We start from the raw sequence: 17,308 nt of genomic DNA, 5'->3' as shown, positions 1-17,308 counted from the left end.
ACTCGTCGACATGCGTGAACGAGCGTGGATGAGTGTGACCGAGTGCGACCTGGAACAACAGCCGTGGATCGAGGAGAGAGAGCTGTGAGCACCGAGAACGAGGGCACAAGCGAGGGCGCATCGGCACCTCCGGCCCCGTCCGTACCACCCACGCCGGTGGAGGCTCCCGCTGCTCAGGCGCATCCGCAGCGCCAGGCTCCGGACGGGGGCAGCCCGACGACCCCCCTGCCCCCGGTCCCGCCGAACGCGCCGGGGACGGCGCAGGGCCACGGCTCGTCGCAGTACCCGGCATACGGCGATGGCGACCGTGGCGGATACGGCGAACCGGCCGGACATACCGCTCAGGCTGCCCCCATCGGCCAGGGAGGTTACGGCGCCCAGGACCAGCCCCCGTCCGGCCCTCCGCCGGGAGCTCCCTCCTCGCCCGACGCCTCCTGGCCCCCGCCACCGGCGCCGGGCACCCCGTCGTACGGCGGCGGCGCAGGTCACGGCGCGGACGGCTGGGGCTCTTCCTACCAGCAGCCGCCGGCGCCGAAGAAGGGCGGCAGGCGCGGCCGCCTGATCGCCACGGTGCTGCTGGCCGCGCTGGTCGCGGGCGGCCTGGGCGGCGGCCTCGGCTACACGCTGGCCAAGAACAACGACAGCAACGGCTCGACGACCGTCTCGTCGTCCACCAGCGGCGGCAACGTCAAGCGCGACCCGGGCACGGTCGCGGGCGTGGCCGCCACGGCGCTGCCGAGTACGGTCACCATCGAGGCGGAGAGCAGCAGCGGTGAGGGCGGGACCGGCACGGGATTCGTGTTCGACACCCAGGGGCACATCGTCACCAACAACCACGTGGTGGCGGACGCCGTGGACGGCGGCAAGGTCGCGGTGACCTTCCCGGACGGCAAGAAGTACGACGCCGAGGTGGTCGGCAACGCCCAGGGTTACGACGTCGCGGTCATCAAATTGAGGAACGCCCCCTCGAACCTGAAGCCCCTCACGCTGGGAGACTCCGACAAGGTCGCCGTCGGTGACTCGACGATCGCCATCGGCGCTCCGTTCGGCCTGTCCAACACGGTGACGACCGGCATCATCAGCGCGAAGAACCGCCCGGTGGCCTCCAGCGACGGCACCGGCAGCCAGGCTTCGTACATGAGCGCCCTGCAGACCGACGCCTCGATCAACCCGGGCAACTCCGGCGGACCGCTGCTGGACGCCCAGGGCAATGTCATCGGCATCAACTCCGCCATCCAGTCCACCAGCAACGGCGGCTTCGGCACCGGCCAGTCCGGTTCCATCGGCCTGGGCTTCGCCATCCCGATCAACCAGGCGAAGTACGTCGCCCAGGAGCTGATCAAGACGGGCAAGCCGGTGTACGCCAAGATCGGCGCGTCGGTCTCCCTGGAGGAAGGCACGGGCGGGGCGAAGATCACCGAACAGGGCGCCGGCGGCTCCGAGGCGGTCGATCCCGACGGTCCCGCCGACCAGGCCGGCCTGCGGCCCGGTGACGTCATCACCAAGCTCGACGACCGCGTCATCGACTCCGGCCCGACCCTGATCGGCGAGATCTGGACCCACAAGCCGGGCGACGAGGTCACCCTCACCTACGAGCGCGGCGGCAAGGAGCAGACCACGGAACTCACACTGGGCTCCCGCGTCGGCGACAGCTGACCCCACCCCGCCCGCACCGACCCGTTACCCTTGTCCCCGCGTCGCCGATCACCCGGCGAGCGCGGGGAGGTGTGCCCGAGCGGCCTAAGGGAACGGTCTTGAAAACCGTCGTGGCAGCGATGTCACCGTGGGTTCAAATCCCACCGCCTCCGCACGTGAGTGGCCTCTGACCGGGATGAACGGTCGGGGGCCGCTCTCGTTCCCATGTCCCGCGCCCGACCGCTGTTCCCCGTGGGTCCCGCCCGGTCGGGCAGGCGGGGGCATGTGCGCCGTCGGTGCGTGCCGCGGGATGCGCTTACCCGTCAGGTCATCGACCCCGGTGCGTCGGCATGACAGGCTCTCGGCGTACGGAGCTCGACCGACCGGAAGGACGTCATGCCCGCCTACGCCATAGCTCACCTGCAAGAGGCCGCCCCGCACCCGGAGATCGCCGAGTACATCGAGCGACTCCCCGCCACCTTCGAGCCGCACGGCGGCCGCTACCTCGTGCACGCCACGCAGCACGAGGTGAAGGAAGGCAGCTGGCCCGGGCACCTCGTGATGATCGGCTTCCCCGGGATCGCCGAGGCGCGGGCCTGGTGGGACTCCCCCGCATACCGGGAGATCGCACCGCTGCGCTCTCGGCACATCGAGGGCGACATCATCCTGGTCGAAGGCGTCTCCGAGGGCTACGACCCGACTGCCGTCGTGAAGGCGATGCGGGAGGCCCTGCCGGCCGAGTAGCCCTCGGGCTCAGCCGAGTCCAGCGGCAGACGACGAAGCGAGAGCGGCGGAGTCTCACATGACCGGGGCAAGCCAACGGGCGCCGTCCCTCTTGAAACCGCCGTGGCAGCGGTGTCACCGTGGGTTTCGAATCCCACCGCCTCCGCTCGGATCAATGCCTGCGTAGGTCCGGTCTGCAGCACGTGCGGCCATGCTGTGGTCAGGAGGCCGCTCGTAGCAGGCGGAGTTGGCCTATTTCTGTTGCGTTCTTCAGGAGTTCGGTGTTCACCCAGGCGATCGTGTGGGCCAGGGTGTACGCCGGGTCGTCCGGCCACGGGAAGGGTGCGGTGGTGTCCAGGTCGGTGTCGGTGATGCCGTCCAGGGTCGCGAGCCACTCCGTCCGCAGGCCGCGCAGCCACTGGACGGTCGGAGCTCCCTCGCCGGGCCAGGTGACGTCGGTCCGCTCCCGGGGCCGGCGCCCGCGTGTGTGGTCCAGGGTCACACTCCACCACCAGCCGATGTGCCAGCTGACCCAGGCGATGGTGGGGACGGGGACGGGGACGGGGTCGGGCTCGGTCTCCGCCCAGTCCGGGGCCCAGGTGCCGTCGGGGGAACGGTGCATCGTCCAGCAGTGGACGGTGGGCTCCCACAGGAAGTCGTCCGGCTCCAGTCGCTCCAGGTGGTACTCGAACAGGGACCAGGTCAGTTCGAACTGCCAGCGCAGCAGTTCTGTTCGGGAGACAGGGACAGGGACAGGGGTGTGGGCGCTCATTCGGGGGCTTTCCAGGGGTGTGGGTGTGCGGGGCGTGCGGTCAGATCTCCTCGTCCTCGGCCAGTTGCTCCCAGGACACCTCCTGCAGTGCGGGCTCCGTGCCACGTCCGGACGGCACGTGGGCGGCCGGCTGGAACCGGACGACGGTGAGGCGGGAGCGGTACAGGGCGCGGTCGTGGGCCGGGCCGAGGGCCTCGGAGCGGAAGTGGCCCGGGCACGTCACGGCGGGGACGACCTCCATGGGGCCGAAGGCGCCTGCGTACTGGTCGGGGTGCTCGCGCGGGGCGGAACCAGGTGGACCGGGGTTCCGGGGAAGGCGTCTTCGGCGGACCGCAGTGCCGAGGTGATCTTCCGGTCGTCGAGGGCTTGCAGGGGCAGCCCTCGAGCATGCCGCCGTACGTCGACGACATCCGCAGCTCGGAGAGGTCGACCGAGCGGCCTGAGGCGAGGACGACGCGCGTGAGTGACATGGTCGGCACTCTAGGGCGGTGGTGTGTCCGGGGCTTCCGGTTTTTCGTGGGGCGGGGAGGGCGGGCTGTGCGTGGGTGTCAGGGGTGGTGGCCTGTGATGCGGGCTGCCGAGGCGATCGTCGCGCGGGCCTCGCGTTCGGTCAGGCCGGTGTGGAGGGCCGCCTCCACCAGGGGGCCCACCAGGGCGGGACCGATGCCCTCCTCGTAGGCGCGGCAGGCCGCCCAGAACAGACGGGTGTTGCGCTGGCCCTCGTGCGCCGCGAGGACGAACTGGACGAGTCCCTGCCCGTGACCGTCGGCCGCCGGGGGCGTGGGGCGGTGGGCGCGGGGCGGGGGCAGCAGGAGCCGCAGGAGGGCGGGCGGGCACGCGGCGGGGGCGAGGCGCGCGGTTCCCGGGGCAGCGGTGTAAGCGCCGTGGTCCGTACGGGAGCCCGGGCCGACCAGGTAACCGCCGGCGCCCCGGATGTCGATGCCGGGGGCGAGCCGGCTCGCGGAGTTGGGGACGACGACGTCCGGCGGTCCGCTGAGCCACAGGTGGCGGCCGCCACTGGGGGTCAGGACGACCACCGTGGCGGGGATCGTGAACAGGTGGCGCAGGGCCAGTTCGCGCAGGGCGGCGGAGGAGTCGGTGCTGCTCTTCGTGTCCAGGTCGACGCCGATCAGATGGTGCGGGGGCAGTCCGCAGGCGATGCCGTAGCCGGTGGCCCCGGGGGCGGCGGCGAACAGTTCGCGGACACGGGTGGGGTCGGTGGAGGCGTCGTGGACACCGTGCCCGAAGCGGCCGCACTCGCCGCGGCAGCGGGTGGCGGGGCCGGGACCGGGGTGGGGATCGGGTTCGTCGCGGTGCGGAGAACGCAGTGCGGGGAGTTTCGTCCGGGACAGGGGGATGACGGCCAGTCCGCGCTCGGCGGCGGACAGGGCGTGTGCGAGGGCCAGCGTCGTGGCCTGCCGATCGGTGGTGGCCATGCCTCTATTTTCGTACCTATGTTCGATTAAGGGAAGAGGGAGGGGATGGCGCGCCGGGTTCGCGCGGTCGGCGAGAAATGTGCCGGAACGTTTTATCTCTTGTGGGGCTTGGTGTGGGGGTGTCCTTGTCGGGTGGATGAGATGGATTAGGGGGCGAGTAGGGGTTTATCGACTTGTCCTCACGCTTGCGTGCGAATGATGGCTTCAGGGGTGGTTCGCAGCGATTCGGTGGGCAATCCTGATCTTGCGACGTCGAGTACAGCCCGGGCGGTCGGCCAACCTCCCTGGTGACAGCCGTACATCGGGCACACACGGTCATGAGCCGGTGCGTCCTTGGTTCTGGAGGAAACACAACATGGCAAGCATCCGTACTGCCCGCGTCATCGCCGCCGTCTCCGCCCTTCCGCTGGCGGCAGCCCTCTTCACCGGCGTCGCGGCGGCGGACAACGGCGCTCTCGCGGAGGACGGTTCGAGCGCCACGGCCGCGAGTGCCACGGCGGGCGTGGTCGGCAGCGGCGTCGGCGGGGACAACTTCGGCACCTCGGCCACCTCGCAGCAGCAGGCCGTCGGTTCCGGCGCCTCGAACCGGAGCAACACGGCCCAGGTCAACGGCTCCGTGTTCACGGCCGTCAACCAGGGCAACGACAACGTGGCGATCAGCTTCACTCCGCTGTGGTGGTGAGGTGAGAGGGCCGGCGGCCCTCTGACGACCTGTGCGGGGTGTGCTTCGTGGGGTGCGGGGCGTGTGCACGTCGGCGCTTCGGCGCCGCCGCGCACACGTCTCGCGGGGCCGGGTCTGTCGATCGGGTGGGGGCCGGTCGGTGTGCCTGTGCCTGTGCTTGTGCCTGTGTGTGCGTGCGTGAGGGGAGTGGACAGGAGGTGGTACCTGACGACCAGTCGAAATTGCGCAGGGGGCGCAGGGGGCGCAGGGGGCGCAGGGGGCGCAGGGGGTGCCGGTGGGGGACGGCGAGGGGGCCGCGTGAGCGGGAGGCCGGCGGCGAAGGAGGAGCCGGGGAGCCGCCGGGGGTCTGGCGCGCCCGATGCGCTCGAAGCGCGGTGAAGTCGCACGAGGGGCGGCCTCTCGTGGTGGAGGGCACAGGCGTGCCCCGACCTCGGCGCTCAGGGGACGGGGCTCCCAGGGGCGTCGGAGAGCCTTTGGGCAACGGGTGGGGCCCCGGGGTGCCTGTGCGCTTCCCCCAGGGGTGAACCCGCAGTGGCTCTGCACCGCTCGTCCACCTTCAGGAGGTGCAGCAGGCACCACCCCTACAACCTGAGAGGGACGAGGCTTCGGGACCTGCGGCCGATCCGCCGGACGCGCCCCGCTCATAGCGTTGAGCCATGACCACACCCGTCTGCACCAGCGCTTCGAACGCCGCTGCTCCAGTGACGCAGACCCTCCCGTACCCGTCGTTCTCGTCGTACATGAGGGCCCGCCAGCCGGTGCTCCTGCGTACCGCCCGGTCCCTGACCGGGAACCCGAGCGACGCGGAGGACCTGCTGCAGACCGCGCTCGCCAAGACGTACGTCGCCTGGGAGCGTATCGAGGACCACCGTGCGCTCGACGGGTATGTGCGCCGGGCGCTGCTGAACACCCGGACGTCGCAGTGGCGCAAGCGGAAGGTGGACGAGTTCGCCTGTGAGGAACTGCCCGAGCCGGACCCGGTGTCCGCGGCCGACGACCCGGCCGAGCAGCAGGCGCTGCGTGACGCGATGTGGCGGGCGATCATGCGGCTGCCCGCGCGGCAGCGCGCCATGGTCGTCCTGCGGTACTACGAGGACCTCAGCGAGGTCCAGACGGCCGAGGTGCTCGGCGTATCGGTGGGTACGGTGAAGTCGGCCGTGTCGCGGGCGCTCGGCAAGCTGCGGGACGACGCTGAGCTGGGGCTTGTTCGATCCTGAACCGAAATGTCGTTTCGTGACAGGTGATCGATCATCCGCTCCTCTAGTGACATACCGCGCGGTATGTGCGCAGAATCAGCACATCCGTTACCGCCGCGTAGGCAATGTCGCCCGGGAGGACGCCGTGCTGAGCACCATGCAGGACGTACCGTTGCTGATCTCGAGGATCCTGGCCCATGGGTCGACGATCCACGGCACGTCACAGGTGACCACCTGGACCGGCGAGAGCGAGCCGCACCGCCGTTCCTACGCGGAGATCGGCACCCGCGCGGCGCAGCTGGCCCACGCCCTGCGCGACGACCTCGGAGTGACCGGCGACGAGCGGGTCGCGACCCTCATGTGGAACAACGCCGAGCATGTCGAGGCGTACTTCGCGATCCCCTCCATGGGCGCGGTGCTCCACACCCTGAACCTCCGCCTCCCGGCCGAGCAGCTCGTGTGGATCGTCGACCACGCCGCCGACCGGGTGGTCCTGGTCAACGGTTCGCTGATCCCGCTGCTCGCTCCGCTGCTGCCGCACCTGAAGTCGCTGGAGCACGTCGTCGTGTCCGGTCCCGGGGACCGTTCCGCGCTGGCGGACGCCGCGGCGCAGGCGCGGGTGCGGGTGCACGAGTACGAGGACCTGATCGCCGGGAAGCCCACCGCCTACGACTGGCCCGAGCTGGACGAGCGTGCCGCCGCCGCCATGTGCTACACGTCGGGCACGACCGGGGACCCCAAGGGCGTGGTCTACAGCCACCGTTCGATCTACCTGCACTCGATGCAGGTCAACATGGCCGAGTCGATGGGCCTGACCGACCAGGACACCTCGTTGGTGGTGGTACCCCAGTTCCACGTCAACGCCTGGGGTCTGCCGCACGCCACCTTCATGACCGGCGTCAACATGCTGATGCCGGACCGCTTCCTGCAGCCCGTGCCGCTCGCCGAGATGATCGAGGGCGAGCGTCCGACCCACGCCGCCGCCGTCCCCACCATCTGGCAGGGCCTGCTGGCCGAACTGCTGGCCAAGCCGCGGGACGTCTCCTCCCTCACCCAGGTCACCATCGGCGGTTCGGCCTGTCCGCCCTCCCTGATGGAGGCGTTCGACCAGCTGGGCATGCGGGTCTGCCACGCCTGGGGCATGACGGAGACCTCCCCGCTCGGCACCATCGCCCGCCCGCCGGCCCACGCCGTGGGAACCGACGAGGAGTTCGCCTACCGCCTGACCCAGGGCCGCTTCCCGTCCGGTGTCGAGGCCCGGCTCACCGGCCCCGGCGGCGAACGCCTCCCCTGGGACGGCGAGTCCGCGGGCGAGCTGGAGGTGCGCGGCTCCTGGATCGCCGGCGCCTACTACAACGGCACCGACGCCGAACCCCTGCGCCCTGCCGACAAGTTCAGCGAGGACGGCTGGCTGAAGACCGGGGACGTCGGCACGATTTCGCCCGACGGTTTCCTCACCCTCACCGACCGGGCCAAGGACGTCATCAAGTCCGGCGGCGAGTGGATCTCCTCCGTCGATCTGGAGAACGCTCTGATGTCCCACCCGGACGTCGCCGAGGCCGCCGTCGTCGCCGTCCCGGACGACAAGTGGGGCGAGCGCCCGCTGGCCACCGTCGTCCTCAAGGAGGGCTCCACCGCCGACTTCACCACGTTGCGCGAGTTCCTCGCCGGCGAGGGCAGGATCGCCAAGTGGCAGCTGCCCGAGCGCTGGACGGTGATCGAGGCGGTGCCGAAGACGAGCGTCGGCAAGTTCGACAAGAAGGTGCTGCGCAGGCAGTACGCCGAGGGCACGCTGGACATCACCCAGCTCTGACGCGCTCCGGCGTGCGTCCCTGCGCGCGCCGGACACTCCATGACGCGCCCCGCGCACGCCGACCGGTCACGGGGCCGGCGTGCGCGGGGCCGCGTCGACGTGCGCCCGGAGGGAAGGCGCGGGCGGCACCCTCGGTACGGCCCCGGCGCGGCTCAGTTGGTGCCGATGCGCGCCAGCAGGTCGACGATCCTGTCCTGCACCTCGTCACTCGTGGAGCGCTCCGCGAGGAACAGCACCGTCTCGCCGGAGGCCAGCCGCGGCAGGTCCCTCTGGTCGACGGCGGCGGTGTAGACGACGAGCGGGGTGCGGGTGAGCTGTCCGTTCGCCCGCAGCCAGTCGACGATCCCGGCCTGCTGACGGCGTACCTGCATCAGGTCCATCACCACCAGGTTCGGCCGGAACTGCCCCGCCAGCGCCACCGCGTCCGCGTCACCCGCCGCCCGCGCGACCTGCATGCCGCGCCGCTCCAGCGTCCCGGTCAGCGCGAGCGCGATCTCCGCGTGCTCCTCGATCAGCAGCACCCGCGGCGGATGCTGCTCGCTGTCCCGAGGCGCGAGGGCCTTCAGCAGTACCGCGGGATCGGCGCCGTAGGCGGCGTCGCGCGAGGCCTGCCCCAGCCCGGCCGTGACGAGCACCGGCACGTCGGCGGCCACCGCCGCCGTCCGCAGCGACTGGAGCGCCGTACGGGTGATCGGCCCGGTCAGCGGGTCCACGAACAGCGCGGCGGGGAACGCCGCGATCTGGGCGTCGACCTCCTCGCGCGAGTGCACGATCACCGGCCGGTAGCCGCGGTCGCTCAGCGCCTGCTGCGTGGCGACGTCCGGCGCGGGCCACACCAGCAGCCGACGGGGGTTGTCCAAGGGCTCAGGCGGCAGTTCGTCGTCCATCGGCTGCGGACGAGGGGGGTCCGCCACCTCGACGGCCCCGCCCGGACCGTCCAACGGCTCGGGCCCCTCGGCCGCGTCCGCGTCCGGCGCTCCTATGGCGTACGAGCGTCCCGTTCCCTCGGTCGTCGGCGCGAGCCGCGACTGGCCCGGCTGACCGGCGATCGGGTGCTGAGGCTGGGCCTGGGACTGCGACGGGGAGTACGGCTGAGGCTGCGGGGGCGGTGTCTGCGCGGGTGCCTGGGCGCGGGCAGGGGACTGGGCCGCTGCCTGGGCCTGCCGCTGGGCGGGGGCGGAGCCGTTCGTCGCGTGCGGGTGCGCGCTCTGCTCCTGGCCCCCGGCCGGGTCGGGGCGCGTACCGAGTTTGCGGCGGCGGCCCGAGCCGCCAGGCTGATGCGGGGGAGGCGTGGCCGACGGCAGCGGCTGCTGGACCCGGGCGGCCTGCCGGGTGAACGGCACGCCCTGCCCCAGTGTGCGCACGCTGAACGCACGCCCCTGGGTCGAGTCCGGGTCCACCGGCACCGGCGGCACCGACGGTGCCGCCGTCTCGACGGGGAGCGGCTGAGCGGCCCGTTGCGCGGGCGCCGCGTTCTCGGGAGGCAGCGGGGTGGCCGGCACGGGCGTCGGCATGCCGTTCGGCGGTACGGGAGCACTCTGCGGCGGTACGGGAGTTCCGGCGCCGGAGGTGTCACCGGCGGCGGGCCACGGCGGCTGTGCGGACGGGGTGCCCTGGGGCGGAGTTCCCTGACCGGGCGCTGCCTCGGCGGGCAGCGGCTGGGCCACGGAGGCGGGCTGCTCCGCGGCCGGAACGACGGGCTGCGCCTGTCCTTGTGCCTGGGGTTGTCCCTGGGCAGCGGGCGGCAGCGCTGCCGGCTGGGGCAACGGCTGTCCGGCGGAAACCGCCTGGAGCTGATCGGGGGATGCCGGTGCTGGTGCCGGCACCTGTGCCTGTGGCGGCTGTCCCGGGACGGCGGCCATGCGCTCCTGCCCGGTGATGCCCTGTGGCGGAACGGCCGGCGGAAGGGCCGCTCCCTGCGGGGCAGCCCCCTGCACCGGCGCGACCGGTGCGGGAACCGGCTGAGCGGCACCTCCGGCCGGAACCTCTGGAACCTGGACCGGGACCCCCGGGGTCTGGACCGGAACCCCTGGGGCCTGAGCCTGAGCGGCCTGCGTCGGTGAAGGGGCCGTGCTCTGCTCGGCCGGCTGGGCGGCGGCCCGTCGGCGGCGGCCCGTCGGGGCGCTGGTGGGGTGCGGCTGCGGAGGAGTGTGATCGTCGGACTGGTCGTGCGGGGCGGCGTCATGGCGCCCCCCGTCGATCAGCGCGTCCTCGGAAGCAGCCGGTCCGGGCACCGCCACGGGAACCGAGCCCGGTGCCGGTCCCTGCGCCGGGCTCTGCCCGGCCGCGCCGACGGCCCCGCCCTGTTCCCCCTGGTCCGCCTCGGCGGGCGGCAGGGCGAACACCGTACGGGGCGCGGCCTCCTGCGCCGCCGCCCGCTCGGTGGCCGCCGCCAGCGCACGCCGGCGTCGCCCGGCCCCCTGAGTCTGCTGCCCCTCCCCCTGGCCAGGCTCCTGCCCTTGCCCCTGGGAGGCACCGGCCGTTCCGTCCCCACTGCCCACCGCGGGCAGCGCGGGCGGCAGGGCGTGCTGCTCACCGGAGGCCTGCCGGGGACGCTGTCCTCCGGCGGGGACGGGTACGCCCTGCGGCGGTACGGTCCCGCCCAGCCCGGTGTTCGAGGCGGCGGACCCCGCCGCGTACTCGGCCGCCGTGACGACGGCCCCCTCGGACACCCCGGCCCCGGAGCCGATCGCACCGACCGGGCCGACGGCCCCGCCCGGACCCGCACCCGGGACGACAGCGGCGGCAGCGGCCTCCGCGCCCTCGGCCGGCCGGCCACGCCGCCGTCCGGTCCCGCCGGACGCCTGAGCCGGAATCTGCGCGGGCGGTACGGGTTGTACGGGCGGTACGGGCTCCGCGGCTTCCGCGGCCGCCCGGCGCCTGCGCCGGCCGGTGGGTGCCGTGGCGTCCGTACCGGCGCCGGAGCCGTCGTCGGCTCCCGGCACCTCGCTGTCCAGGAACGCGTCCACCGAGGACCGCCGGGCCCTCCGCCGTCCGCCACCGGAACCCTGCTGACCGCCCGCGGCAGCGGCAGCCTCCTCGGCCGGGACCGAGCCCGGCACAACTCCCGGCACCGGTGCCACGCCCGGTCCCTCGGCCGCCGGTCCCTCGGCCGCCGGTACTCCGGCGGGCAGTGCGAGCTGGGCAGGCGCCTGGCCTGCGGCGACGACACCCGCACCGGCCCCGATGGGCACCTCGAGGACGAACGCGCTGCCGCTCATCCCCGGTACTTCGTGCGTCTGCAGCACACCGCCGTGCGCTCGTACGATCCCGCGCACGATCGGCTCGTGCACCGGGTCGCCGCCGCTGTACGGCCCGCGCACCTCGATACGTACGACCTCGCCGCGCTGTGCGGCCGCGACCACGACCGTGTTGTCCAGGTAACCGCCCGCCGACACGGGAGTGTTGCCGGTGGCGTCGACGCCCGCGACATCCGCGACGAGGTGGGCGAGGGCGGTGGCGAGCAGCCGCGCGTCGACCTCGGCCTCGATGGGCGGCGCGTGCACGGCGAACTGCACCCGGCCGGGCCCGATGAGTTCCACGGCCCCGTCGACACCGGCGGCGACGACGGCGTCGAGCATCACCTTCGTACGGGTGATGTTCCCCGTCCCGGAGTCGAGCCGCTGGAAGCCGAGGACGTTGTCGATGAGGGTGGTGATCCGGGAGTAGCCGGCCGACAGGTGGTGGAGTACCTGGTTGGCCTCGGGCCACAGCTGTCCGGCGTCGTCGGCGGCCAGCGCGGCCAGCTCGCGGCGGAGTTCCTCCAGCGGGCTCCTGAGGGACTGCCCGAGCAGCGTCAGCAGCTGCTCGTGCCGGCCGGCGAGGGCCTCGAAGCGGTCCTTCTCCCGCTCGCCGAGCGCGGCGTACCGCTCCTCGTTCGCGGCGAGTCCCTCGGTGTGCGCCTCCCGCAGTTCCTCCAGCTCGCGGACGTGGTTCTGGCGCAGGGCGGTGAGCTCGGAGGCGTGCTCCTCGGCGAGCCGCTCCAGTTCCTCGGCGTGCTGTCGCTCGGTCTCCTCCTTCTCCTTGACGAGCGTGTCGTACGGACGCCGGTCGGTGAAGGTCATGACGGCGCCGACGAGCTGGTCGCCGTCGCGTACCGGCGCGGTCGTCAGGTCGACCGACACCTTGTCGCCGTTCTTGGAGTACAGCACCTGCCCGCGCACCCGGTGCTTGCGTCCGGAGCGCAGGGTGTCGGCGAGCGGGGACTCGTCGTACGGGAAGGGGGAGCCGTCGGCGCGCGAGTGGAGGACGAGGGTGTGCAGCTCACGTCCGCCGAGGTCGCTGGCGCGGTAGCCCAGTATCTGGGCGGCGGCCGGGTTGACGAGGACGATCCGCCCGTCGGTGTCCGTCCCGACGACGCCCTCGGCGGCGGCTCGCAGGATCATCTCGGTCTGCCGTTGCGAACGCGCCAGCTCGGCCTCGGTGTCCACGGCGCCGGACAGGTCGCGTACGACGAGCATCAGCAGTTCGTCGCCGGTGTAGCCGTAGTTGTCGTAGGCCTGTTGGCCGGTCTCCAGATTCGCACTGGTGACCTCGACCGGGAACTCGGTCCCGTCGGTCCGTCGGGCGATCATCCGCGTCGGCCTGGTACGGGCCCGCGGGTCGATGTGGTCGGGCCGGCGCATGGAGCCGGGGATGAGCTTGGAGTCGAACTCCGGCAGCAGGTCGAGCAGCCCGCGCCCCACCAGCGCCGTACCCGGAGTCTCGAAGGCCTCGAGGGCGATGGTGTTGGCGTTGACGACCGTCCCGTTGGCGTTGACCAGCACCAAGGCGTCCGGAAGCGCGTCCAGTATGGCTGCGAGGCGAGCAGTGCCTCGGGATGGCCTGCTGCTCACGAGACGCTTCCTTCCTGTTCCGCTACGTGCCGATTGTTCGGGCCATCTTGCCAACCGGCCTTCAACGTGTCACGCGAGGGAGTCTAAGGGCTGGGGTTGCGCTCGCGACGCCGGATGAGACCGAGGTCGCACGTAACGTGACGGTGATGTAACGCCTCCGCCGCCCGTCACCGGCCACGGACCGCCCCGCCGCACCCGAACCGTTGCGGGACCTCCACGCGGTCCGGCCTGCCCGCCGGCGACGACGACGCGCCCGCCACACGCCCGTCGGAAGAGCTTTGCTCTGCGGCCGTCGCGCCTAGTACCGTGGGGGGCGATTGGTGACACCACGCACGACTGTGTCATCATCGGCACGCACCACTGAACCGCGCTCGCGCGAGGAACGTCGTGCACGGAGGCGTCGCCTAGTCCGGTCTATGGCGCCGCACTGCTAATGCGGTTTGGGCCTTAAAGCCCATCGAGGGTTCAAATCCCTCCGCCTCCGCACCGATTGCGAAGCCCCGGCCCACTCGGCCGGGGCTTCGTCGTGTACCCGGCCCGAACCGCTGTTTCCCCAGGTCACAAGGGATGGGCCAAACGGATTTCACATGGCGGCGGCGGTCATGTAATGTTCTTCCTGTCGCCGCGAGCGAGCCCGCAGAGGGCCGGGAGCGGCGAGAAAACTGAAAAACACGCACTCGTAGCTTAACGGATAGAGCATCTGACTACGGATCAGAAGGTTGCAGGTTCGAATCCTGCCGAGTGCACAGAAGACGAGAGCCCCGCCGGTTGAACCGGCGGGGCTCTCGCGTGTTGGAAACGGGATCGGGCGGGATCAGGATGTGTGCTCGTGGTCGGTTCTGTGGCGGAGGAGCTTGGTGCGGAGTTGGCGGCTCAGGGCGGTGGCCGCCGCGGTGAGGAAGATGAAGGTGTAGAGGATCTGGAGCATGGTGACCAGGCGGGCCGCCTGGCCCTGGGGGGTGATGTCGCCGTAGCCGATGGTGGCGAGGGTGACCAGTGTGAAGTAGAGGGCGTCCAGGCGGGTGGTGAGACCGATGAGTTCGCCGGGATGCTGGGCCAGGGCCTGGTAGGCCGTCGCGAAGACCAGGATGGACAGGCACATCAGCAGGGGGATGACCAGTCCGGGCCGGGCGTGCGGGTGGTCGAACAGGACGTGGCCGATCTGCTGGAGCAGCAGGACGGCGATGAAACCCAGTGCCAGGCCGAAGAGGGTCCAGCTCAGGACGGGCCGGCGGGGGCCCAGGTGGTCGAGGGGGAGCAGGAAGTAGGCGGTGACCAGGACGGTCGCGCCGGCTGTCTGGGCGAGCCGGCGCCACAGGATGCTCGATGCCGTGGAGGGCTTCTTCTCGCTGCTTTCCATGGGACGGGGAGGAAGTCCGGGGTGGTGTTCCTAGGCCTGGGGCGTCGTCTCGCGGCGTGGTGAGCACAGGGCCCAGATGATGAAGCCGTCGATGACGATGAGGACGATCGACCAGACCGGCGCGTAGGGCAGCCACACGAAGTTGGCGATCATACTCAGGCCGGCCAGTGCGACGCCTGCGACGCGGGCCCAGACCGCCCCGCTGAACAGGGCGAGCCCGGCGGCCAGGACGAGGGCGCCGAGGATCAGGTGTACCCAGCCCCAGCCGGTCAGGCTGAACGCGTAGGTGAAGTCGCTGGTGGTGACGAAGACGTCGTCCTCCGCGATGGCCGCGATGCCCTGGAAGATCGCCATGATCCCGCCGAAGGTCATCAGCACCGCCGCGGCCGCTGTCCAGCCCGCCGCCCAGGCGCTGCGCGGCTCCCAGCCGGCCCGGTGGTGCGTTTCGCCGACGTTGCTCGCCATGTGCTCGCCCTTTCGGCTGTCCCCGAGCGGTGCATTCCCGAGCGGTATGTTCCCGAGCGGGCCCCGAGTGGGCGCCGAGGTGTGCGGCACCTCCTCCAGGTTTGCACCCCGGGGGGCGCTCGGCACCTCGGTGCGGACGGACAGGGAGTGGATGCGGGGCGTTGTCAGTGCCCGCCTCTACTCTCGTCGGAGATGGCACAGGCATGGAGATGCTCGGGGCTGCGCTGGTCGGCGGACGGTCCCGTGCTGATGTGGGAGGGCGGGCGGCGTACCGCGCTGACCTGGGGGAAACGGGTGGCCTTCGCGGTCGAGGAAGGAGGCGTACGGACCTGTGTCGGGGCACGGGGGCACACGTGTCCGCTTGCCGCGGTGGTGCCGGCGCGGAGTACGGGGGCGCGCTGCGAGGAGTGCGCGCGGCTGGACCGGGCGCACTCCGTGGCCGCCGACACCGTCGCGGACGATCCGCGGCCGTACCGCGTGTATCTGGCGTGGTTCGGGCCGGGGATGGTCAAGGTCGGGATCACCGGGGTGGCCCGGGGCTCGGCGCGGCTGCTGGAGCAGGGCGCGGTCTGCTTCAGCTGGCTGGGGACCGGGCCGTTGATGGCGGCCCGGCGTACCGAGGCGCTGCTGAGCGCCGCGCTCCGGGTGCCCGACCGGATTCCGTACGCCGACAAGCGTGCGGTGCGGGCGGCGCTTTTCGACACGGAGGGGGAGCGCGCGGCCGAGCTTGCGGAGCTGCATGGCCGGTCGGTCGCCCTGACCGGATGGCCCGAGTCCCTGACCCGTGAGCCTTTCCAGCCCGTCGATCATGTGCGGGTGTTCGGGCTGGCGGGGGTGCCGGCCGCGCTGGGGGAGGTGGGCGAGCTGGTCGCCGGGGGTGCGGTGAGCGGGGAGCTGGTGGCCGCGGCGGGGCCGGATCTGCATCTGCGTGTCATGACAGCGGGTGGGGGGCGGGCCGACGTCGTGGTGCTTGATACGCGGTTGCTGGGCGGGTGGGGGCTCGTGCCGGGTGGGGGGCGGGCGTTCGATCTGCCGGTGAGACACCCGAAGGGAGTGAAGGGCGTCGGAGGAGCGAGGGGGGACGGCGGGCGGGCGGGGGTGCAGGACGGGTTGTTCTGATCCGGACCGGTGCCTGCCGCCGGACTCGGTCGCCGGGCTCGGCCCCGGGACTCGGTCGCCGGGATCGGTTCTCCGGTCTGTTCGTTGGTTCTCGCCGTACGGGGGTGGACCCGGGGTGCGGCCACGGGCGATCGTGGCGGTATGGGTGATCACCTCATGGCGTCGGAGCCGGAGCCGGAGCCGGAGCCGGAGCCGGAGCCGGAGCCGGATCCGGAGTCGGAGTCGGCAACGGACTCGGCCGTTGCCTCGGAATCCGTCGAGGTGCGGCGGTTCTGGGAGGGGCTCGGGCTTCCCGGGCTGGTCGACGTGCACACGCACTTCATGCCGGAGCGGGTGCTGCGCAAGGTGTGGGCCTACTTCGACGCGCTCGGGCCGCTGACCGGCGGGGTCGAGTGGCCGATCACCTACCGGCAGGAGGAGAGCGAGCGGGCCGGGCTGCTGCGGGAGTTCGGGGTGCGTGCCTTCACGGCCATGCTCTATCCGCACAAGCCCGGCATGGCGCGGTGGCTGAACGGCTGGGCGGTCGACTTCGCCCGTCGTACGCCCGGCTGCCTGCACACCGCGACGCTGTTCCCCGAGCCCGGGGCCGAGAGCCTGGTCAGGGACGCCGTCGAAGAGGGGGCGCGGGCCTTCAAGGCGCATGTGCAGGTGGGGGCGTACGACCCGGCCGACGCGTTGCTCGACGGCGCCTGGGGCGTGCTCGCCGAGGCAGGTGTCCCGGTGGTGATCCACTGCGGCTCCGGGCCCGCGCCCGGCAAGTACACCGGCCCCGGGCCGGTCGCGAGGGTGCTGGCCCGGCATCCCCGGCTGCGCCTGGTCGTGGCGCACCTCGGGATGCCCGAGTACGAGGACTTCCTCGACCTTGCCGAGCGCTACCCGCAGGTGCGGCTGGACACCACGATGGCGTTCACCGACTTCGCCGAGCGCATGGCGCCGTTCCCCCGGCGGGCCCTGCCCCGGCTGGCCGACCTGGGCGACCGGATCCTGCTCGGCACCGACTTCCCCAACATCCCGTACCCGTACCTCCACCAGCTCCAGGCCCTGGAGCGGCTCGGGCTCGGGCCGGCGTGGCTGCGGGCGGTGTGCCACGACAACGCGGCCCACCTCTTCGGCCTGCGGGAGAACGCAAGCGGAAGCCGGAGCGCCGGTATCGGCGGCAATGCCGACAGCGCCGGTATCGGCGGCAGCGCCGGCTGAAACGCGCGCTCCCCCGTCGCGTGCCGGGATTCTCAGGGAAAACACAGACTTACGAAAGGGCGCTCTCAGAGGTCC

12 protein-coding genes, 3 tRNA genes and 1 pseudogene are annotated in these 17,308 nt (G+C 72.1%); 10 read left to right on the top strand and 6 right to left on the bottom strand.

From position 1 onward, the window contains the following. Positions 1-84: 84 nt before the first annotated feature. From ACFWVE_RS16085 to ACFWVE_RS16075, 3 genes are all read left to right on the top strand, one after another. Positions 85-1,656, top strand: a complete 1,572-nt coding sequence (locus ACFWVE_RS16085) for a S1C family serine protease (RefSeq protein ID WP_384013800.1) — start codon at positions 85-87, stop codon at positions 1,654-1,656. Between the two features lie 65 nt (positions 1,657-1,721). Next, positions 1,722-1,808 (top strand) — tRNA-Ser (locus ACFWVE_RS16080). A 223-nt stretch (positions 1,809-2,031) separates the two neighbouring features. After that, the gene (locus ACFWVE_RS16075; protein WP_384013797.1) at positions 2,032-2,379 is read left to right on the top strand and encodes a DUF1330 domain-containing protein; all 348 of its coding nucleotides are present in this window, start codon (positions 2,032-2,034) and stop codon (positions 2,377-2,379) included. Between the two features lie 199 nt (positions 2,380-2,578). Here ACFWVE_RS16075 and ACFWVE_RS16070 read toward each other — a convergent pair whose 3' ends face one another. The 3 genes and pseudogenes from ACFWVE_RS16070 to ACFWVE_RS16060 form a co-directional block, all read right to left on the bottom strand. Next, positions 2,579-3,130: a DinB family protein gene (locus ACFWVE_RS16070; RefSeq protein ID WP_384013794.1), complete on the bottom strand. Its 552-nt coding sequence runs from the start codon at positions 3,128-3,130 to the stop codon at positions 2,579-2,581. A 40-nt stretch (positions 3,131-3,170) separates the two neighbouring features. Then, positions 3,171-3,600: pseudogene (locus ACFWVE_RS16065) on the bottom strand (hypothetical protein). A 78-nt stretch (positions 3,601-3,678) separates the two neighbouring features. After that, positions 3,679-4,566 (bottom strand): bifunctional DNA primase/polymerase, encoded by an 888-nt coding sequence (locus ACFWVE_RS16060; RefSeq protein ID WP_384013790.1) that lies wholly within the window; start codon positions 4,564-4,566, stop codon positions 3,679-3,681. Between the two features lie 355 nt (positions 4,567-4,921). Here ACFWVE_RS16060 and ACFWVE_RS16055 point away from each other — a divergent pair, with 355 nt between their 5' ends. The 3 genes from ACFWVE_RS16055 (at position 4,922) to ACFWVE_RS16045 (ending at position 8,257) form a co-directional block, all read left to right on the top strand. Next, positions 4,922-5,248: a hypothetical protein gene (locus ACFWVE_RS16055; RefSeq protein ID WP_384013787.1), complete on the top strand. Its 327-nt coding sequence runs from the start codon at positions 4,922-4,924 to the stop codon at positions 5,246-5,248. Positions 5,249-5,904: 656 nt separating this feature from the next. Then, entirely contained in the window at positions 5,905-6,465 is a 561-nt protein-coding gene (locus ACFWVE_RS16050; protein WP_384013784.1) for a SigE family RNA polymerase sigma factor, read from the top strand. A gap of 136 nt (positions 6,466-6,601) precedes the next feature. Beyond that, a complete protein-coding gene (locus ACFWVE_RS16045) occupies positions 6,602-8,257 on the top strand; it encodes a long-chain fatty acid--CoA ligase (protein WP_384013886.1) in 1,656 nt (551 codons plus the stop codon). Positions 8,258-8,409: 152 nt separating this feature from the next. Here the strand turns inward: ACFWVE_RS16045 and ACFWVE_RS16040 are convergent, their stop codons facing one another. After that, positions 8,410-13,092, bottom strand: a complete 4,683-nt coding sequence (locus tag ACFWVE_RS16040) for a PAS domain-containing protein (protein WP_384013781.1) — start codon at positions 13,090-13,092, stop codon at positions 8,410-8,412. A gap of 393 nt (positions 13,093-13,485) precedes the next feature. Between ACFWVE_RS16040 and ACFWVE_RS16035 the strand changes: the two genes are divergently transcribed. Both ACFWVE_RS16035 and ACFWVE_RS16030 read left to right on the top strand, forming a co-directional pair. Beyond that, positions 13,486-13,576, top strand: a tRNA-Ser gene (locus ACFWVE_RS16035). Between the two features lie 189 nt (positions 13,577-13,765). Next, a tRNA-Arg gene (locus ACFWVE_RS16030) sits at positions 13,766-13,838 on the top strand. A 68-nt stretch (positions 13,839-13,906) separates the two neighbouring features. On the opposite strand, the gene ACFWVE_RS16025 is transcribed toward ACFWVE_RS16030, so the two are convergent. Beyond that, entirely contained in the window at positions 13,907-14,452 is a 546-nt protein-coding gene (locus ACFWVE_RS16025; RefSeq protein WP_384013778.1) for a potassium channel family protein, read from the bottom strand. 30 nt (positions 14,453-14,482) lie between these two features. Continuing rightward, complete coding sequence (locus tag ACFWVE_RS16020) at positions 14,483-14,917, bottom strand: hypothetical protein (RefSeq protein WP_384013775.1); 435 nt, start codon at positions 14,915-14,917, stop codon at positions 14,483-14,485. 192 nt (positions 14,918-15,109) lie between these two features. Here ACFWVE_RS16020 and ACFWVE_RS16015 point away from each other — a divergent pair, with 192 nt between their 5' ends. Then, a complete protein-coding gene (locus tag ACFWVE_RS16015; protein WP_384013773.1) occupies positions 15,110-16,036 on the top strand; it encodes a DUF2797 domain-containing protein in 927 nt (308 codons plus the stop codon). A 141-nt stretch (positions 16,037-16,177) separates the two neighbouring features. After that, complete coding sequence (locus ACFWVE_RS16010; RefSeq protein WP_384013770.1) at positions 16,178-17,233, top strand: amidohydrolase family protein; 1,056 nt, start codon at positions 16,178-16,180, stop codon at positions 17,231-17,233. Positions 17,234-17,308 lie beyond the last annotated feature (75 nt).

Source organism: Streptomyces sp. NPDC058632, assembly GCF_042717095.1.
Lineage (GTDB): Bacteria > Actinomycetota > Actinomycetes > Streptomycetales > Streptomycetaceae > Streptomyces.
This window is presented reverse-complemented; position numbering and strand designations above follow the sequence as displayed.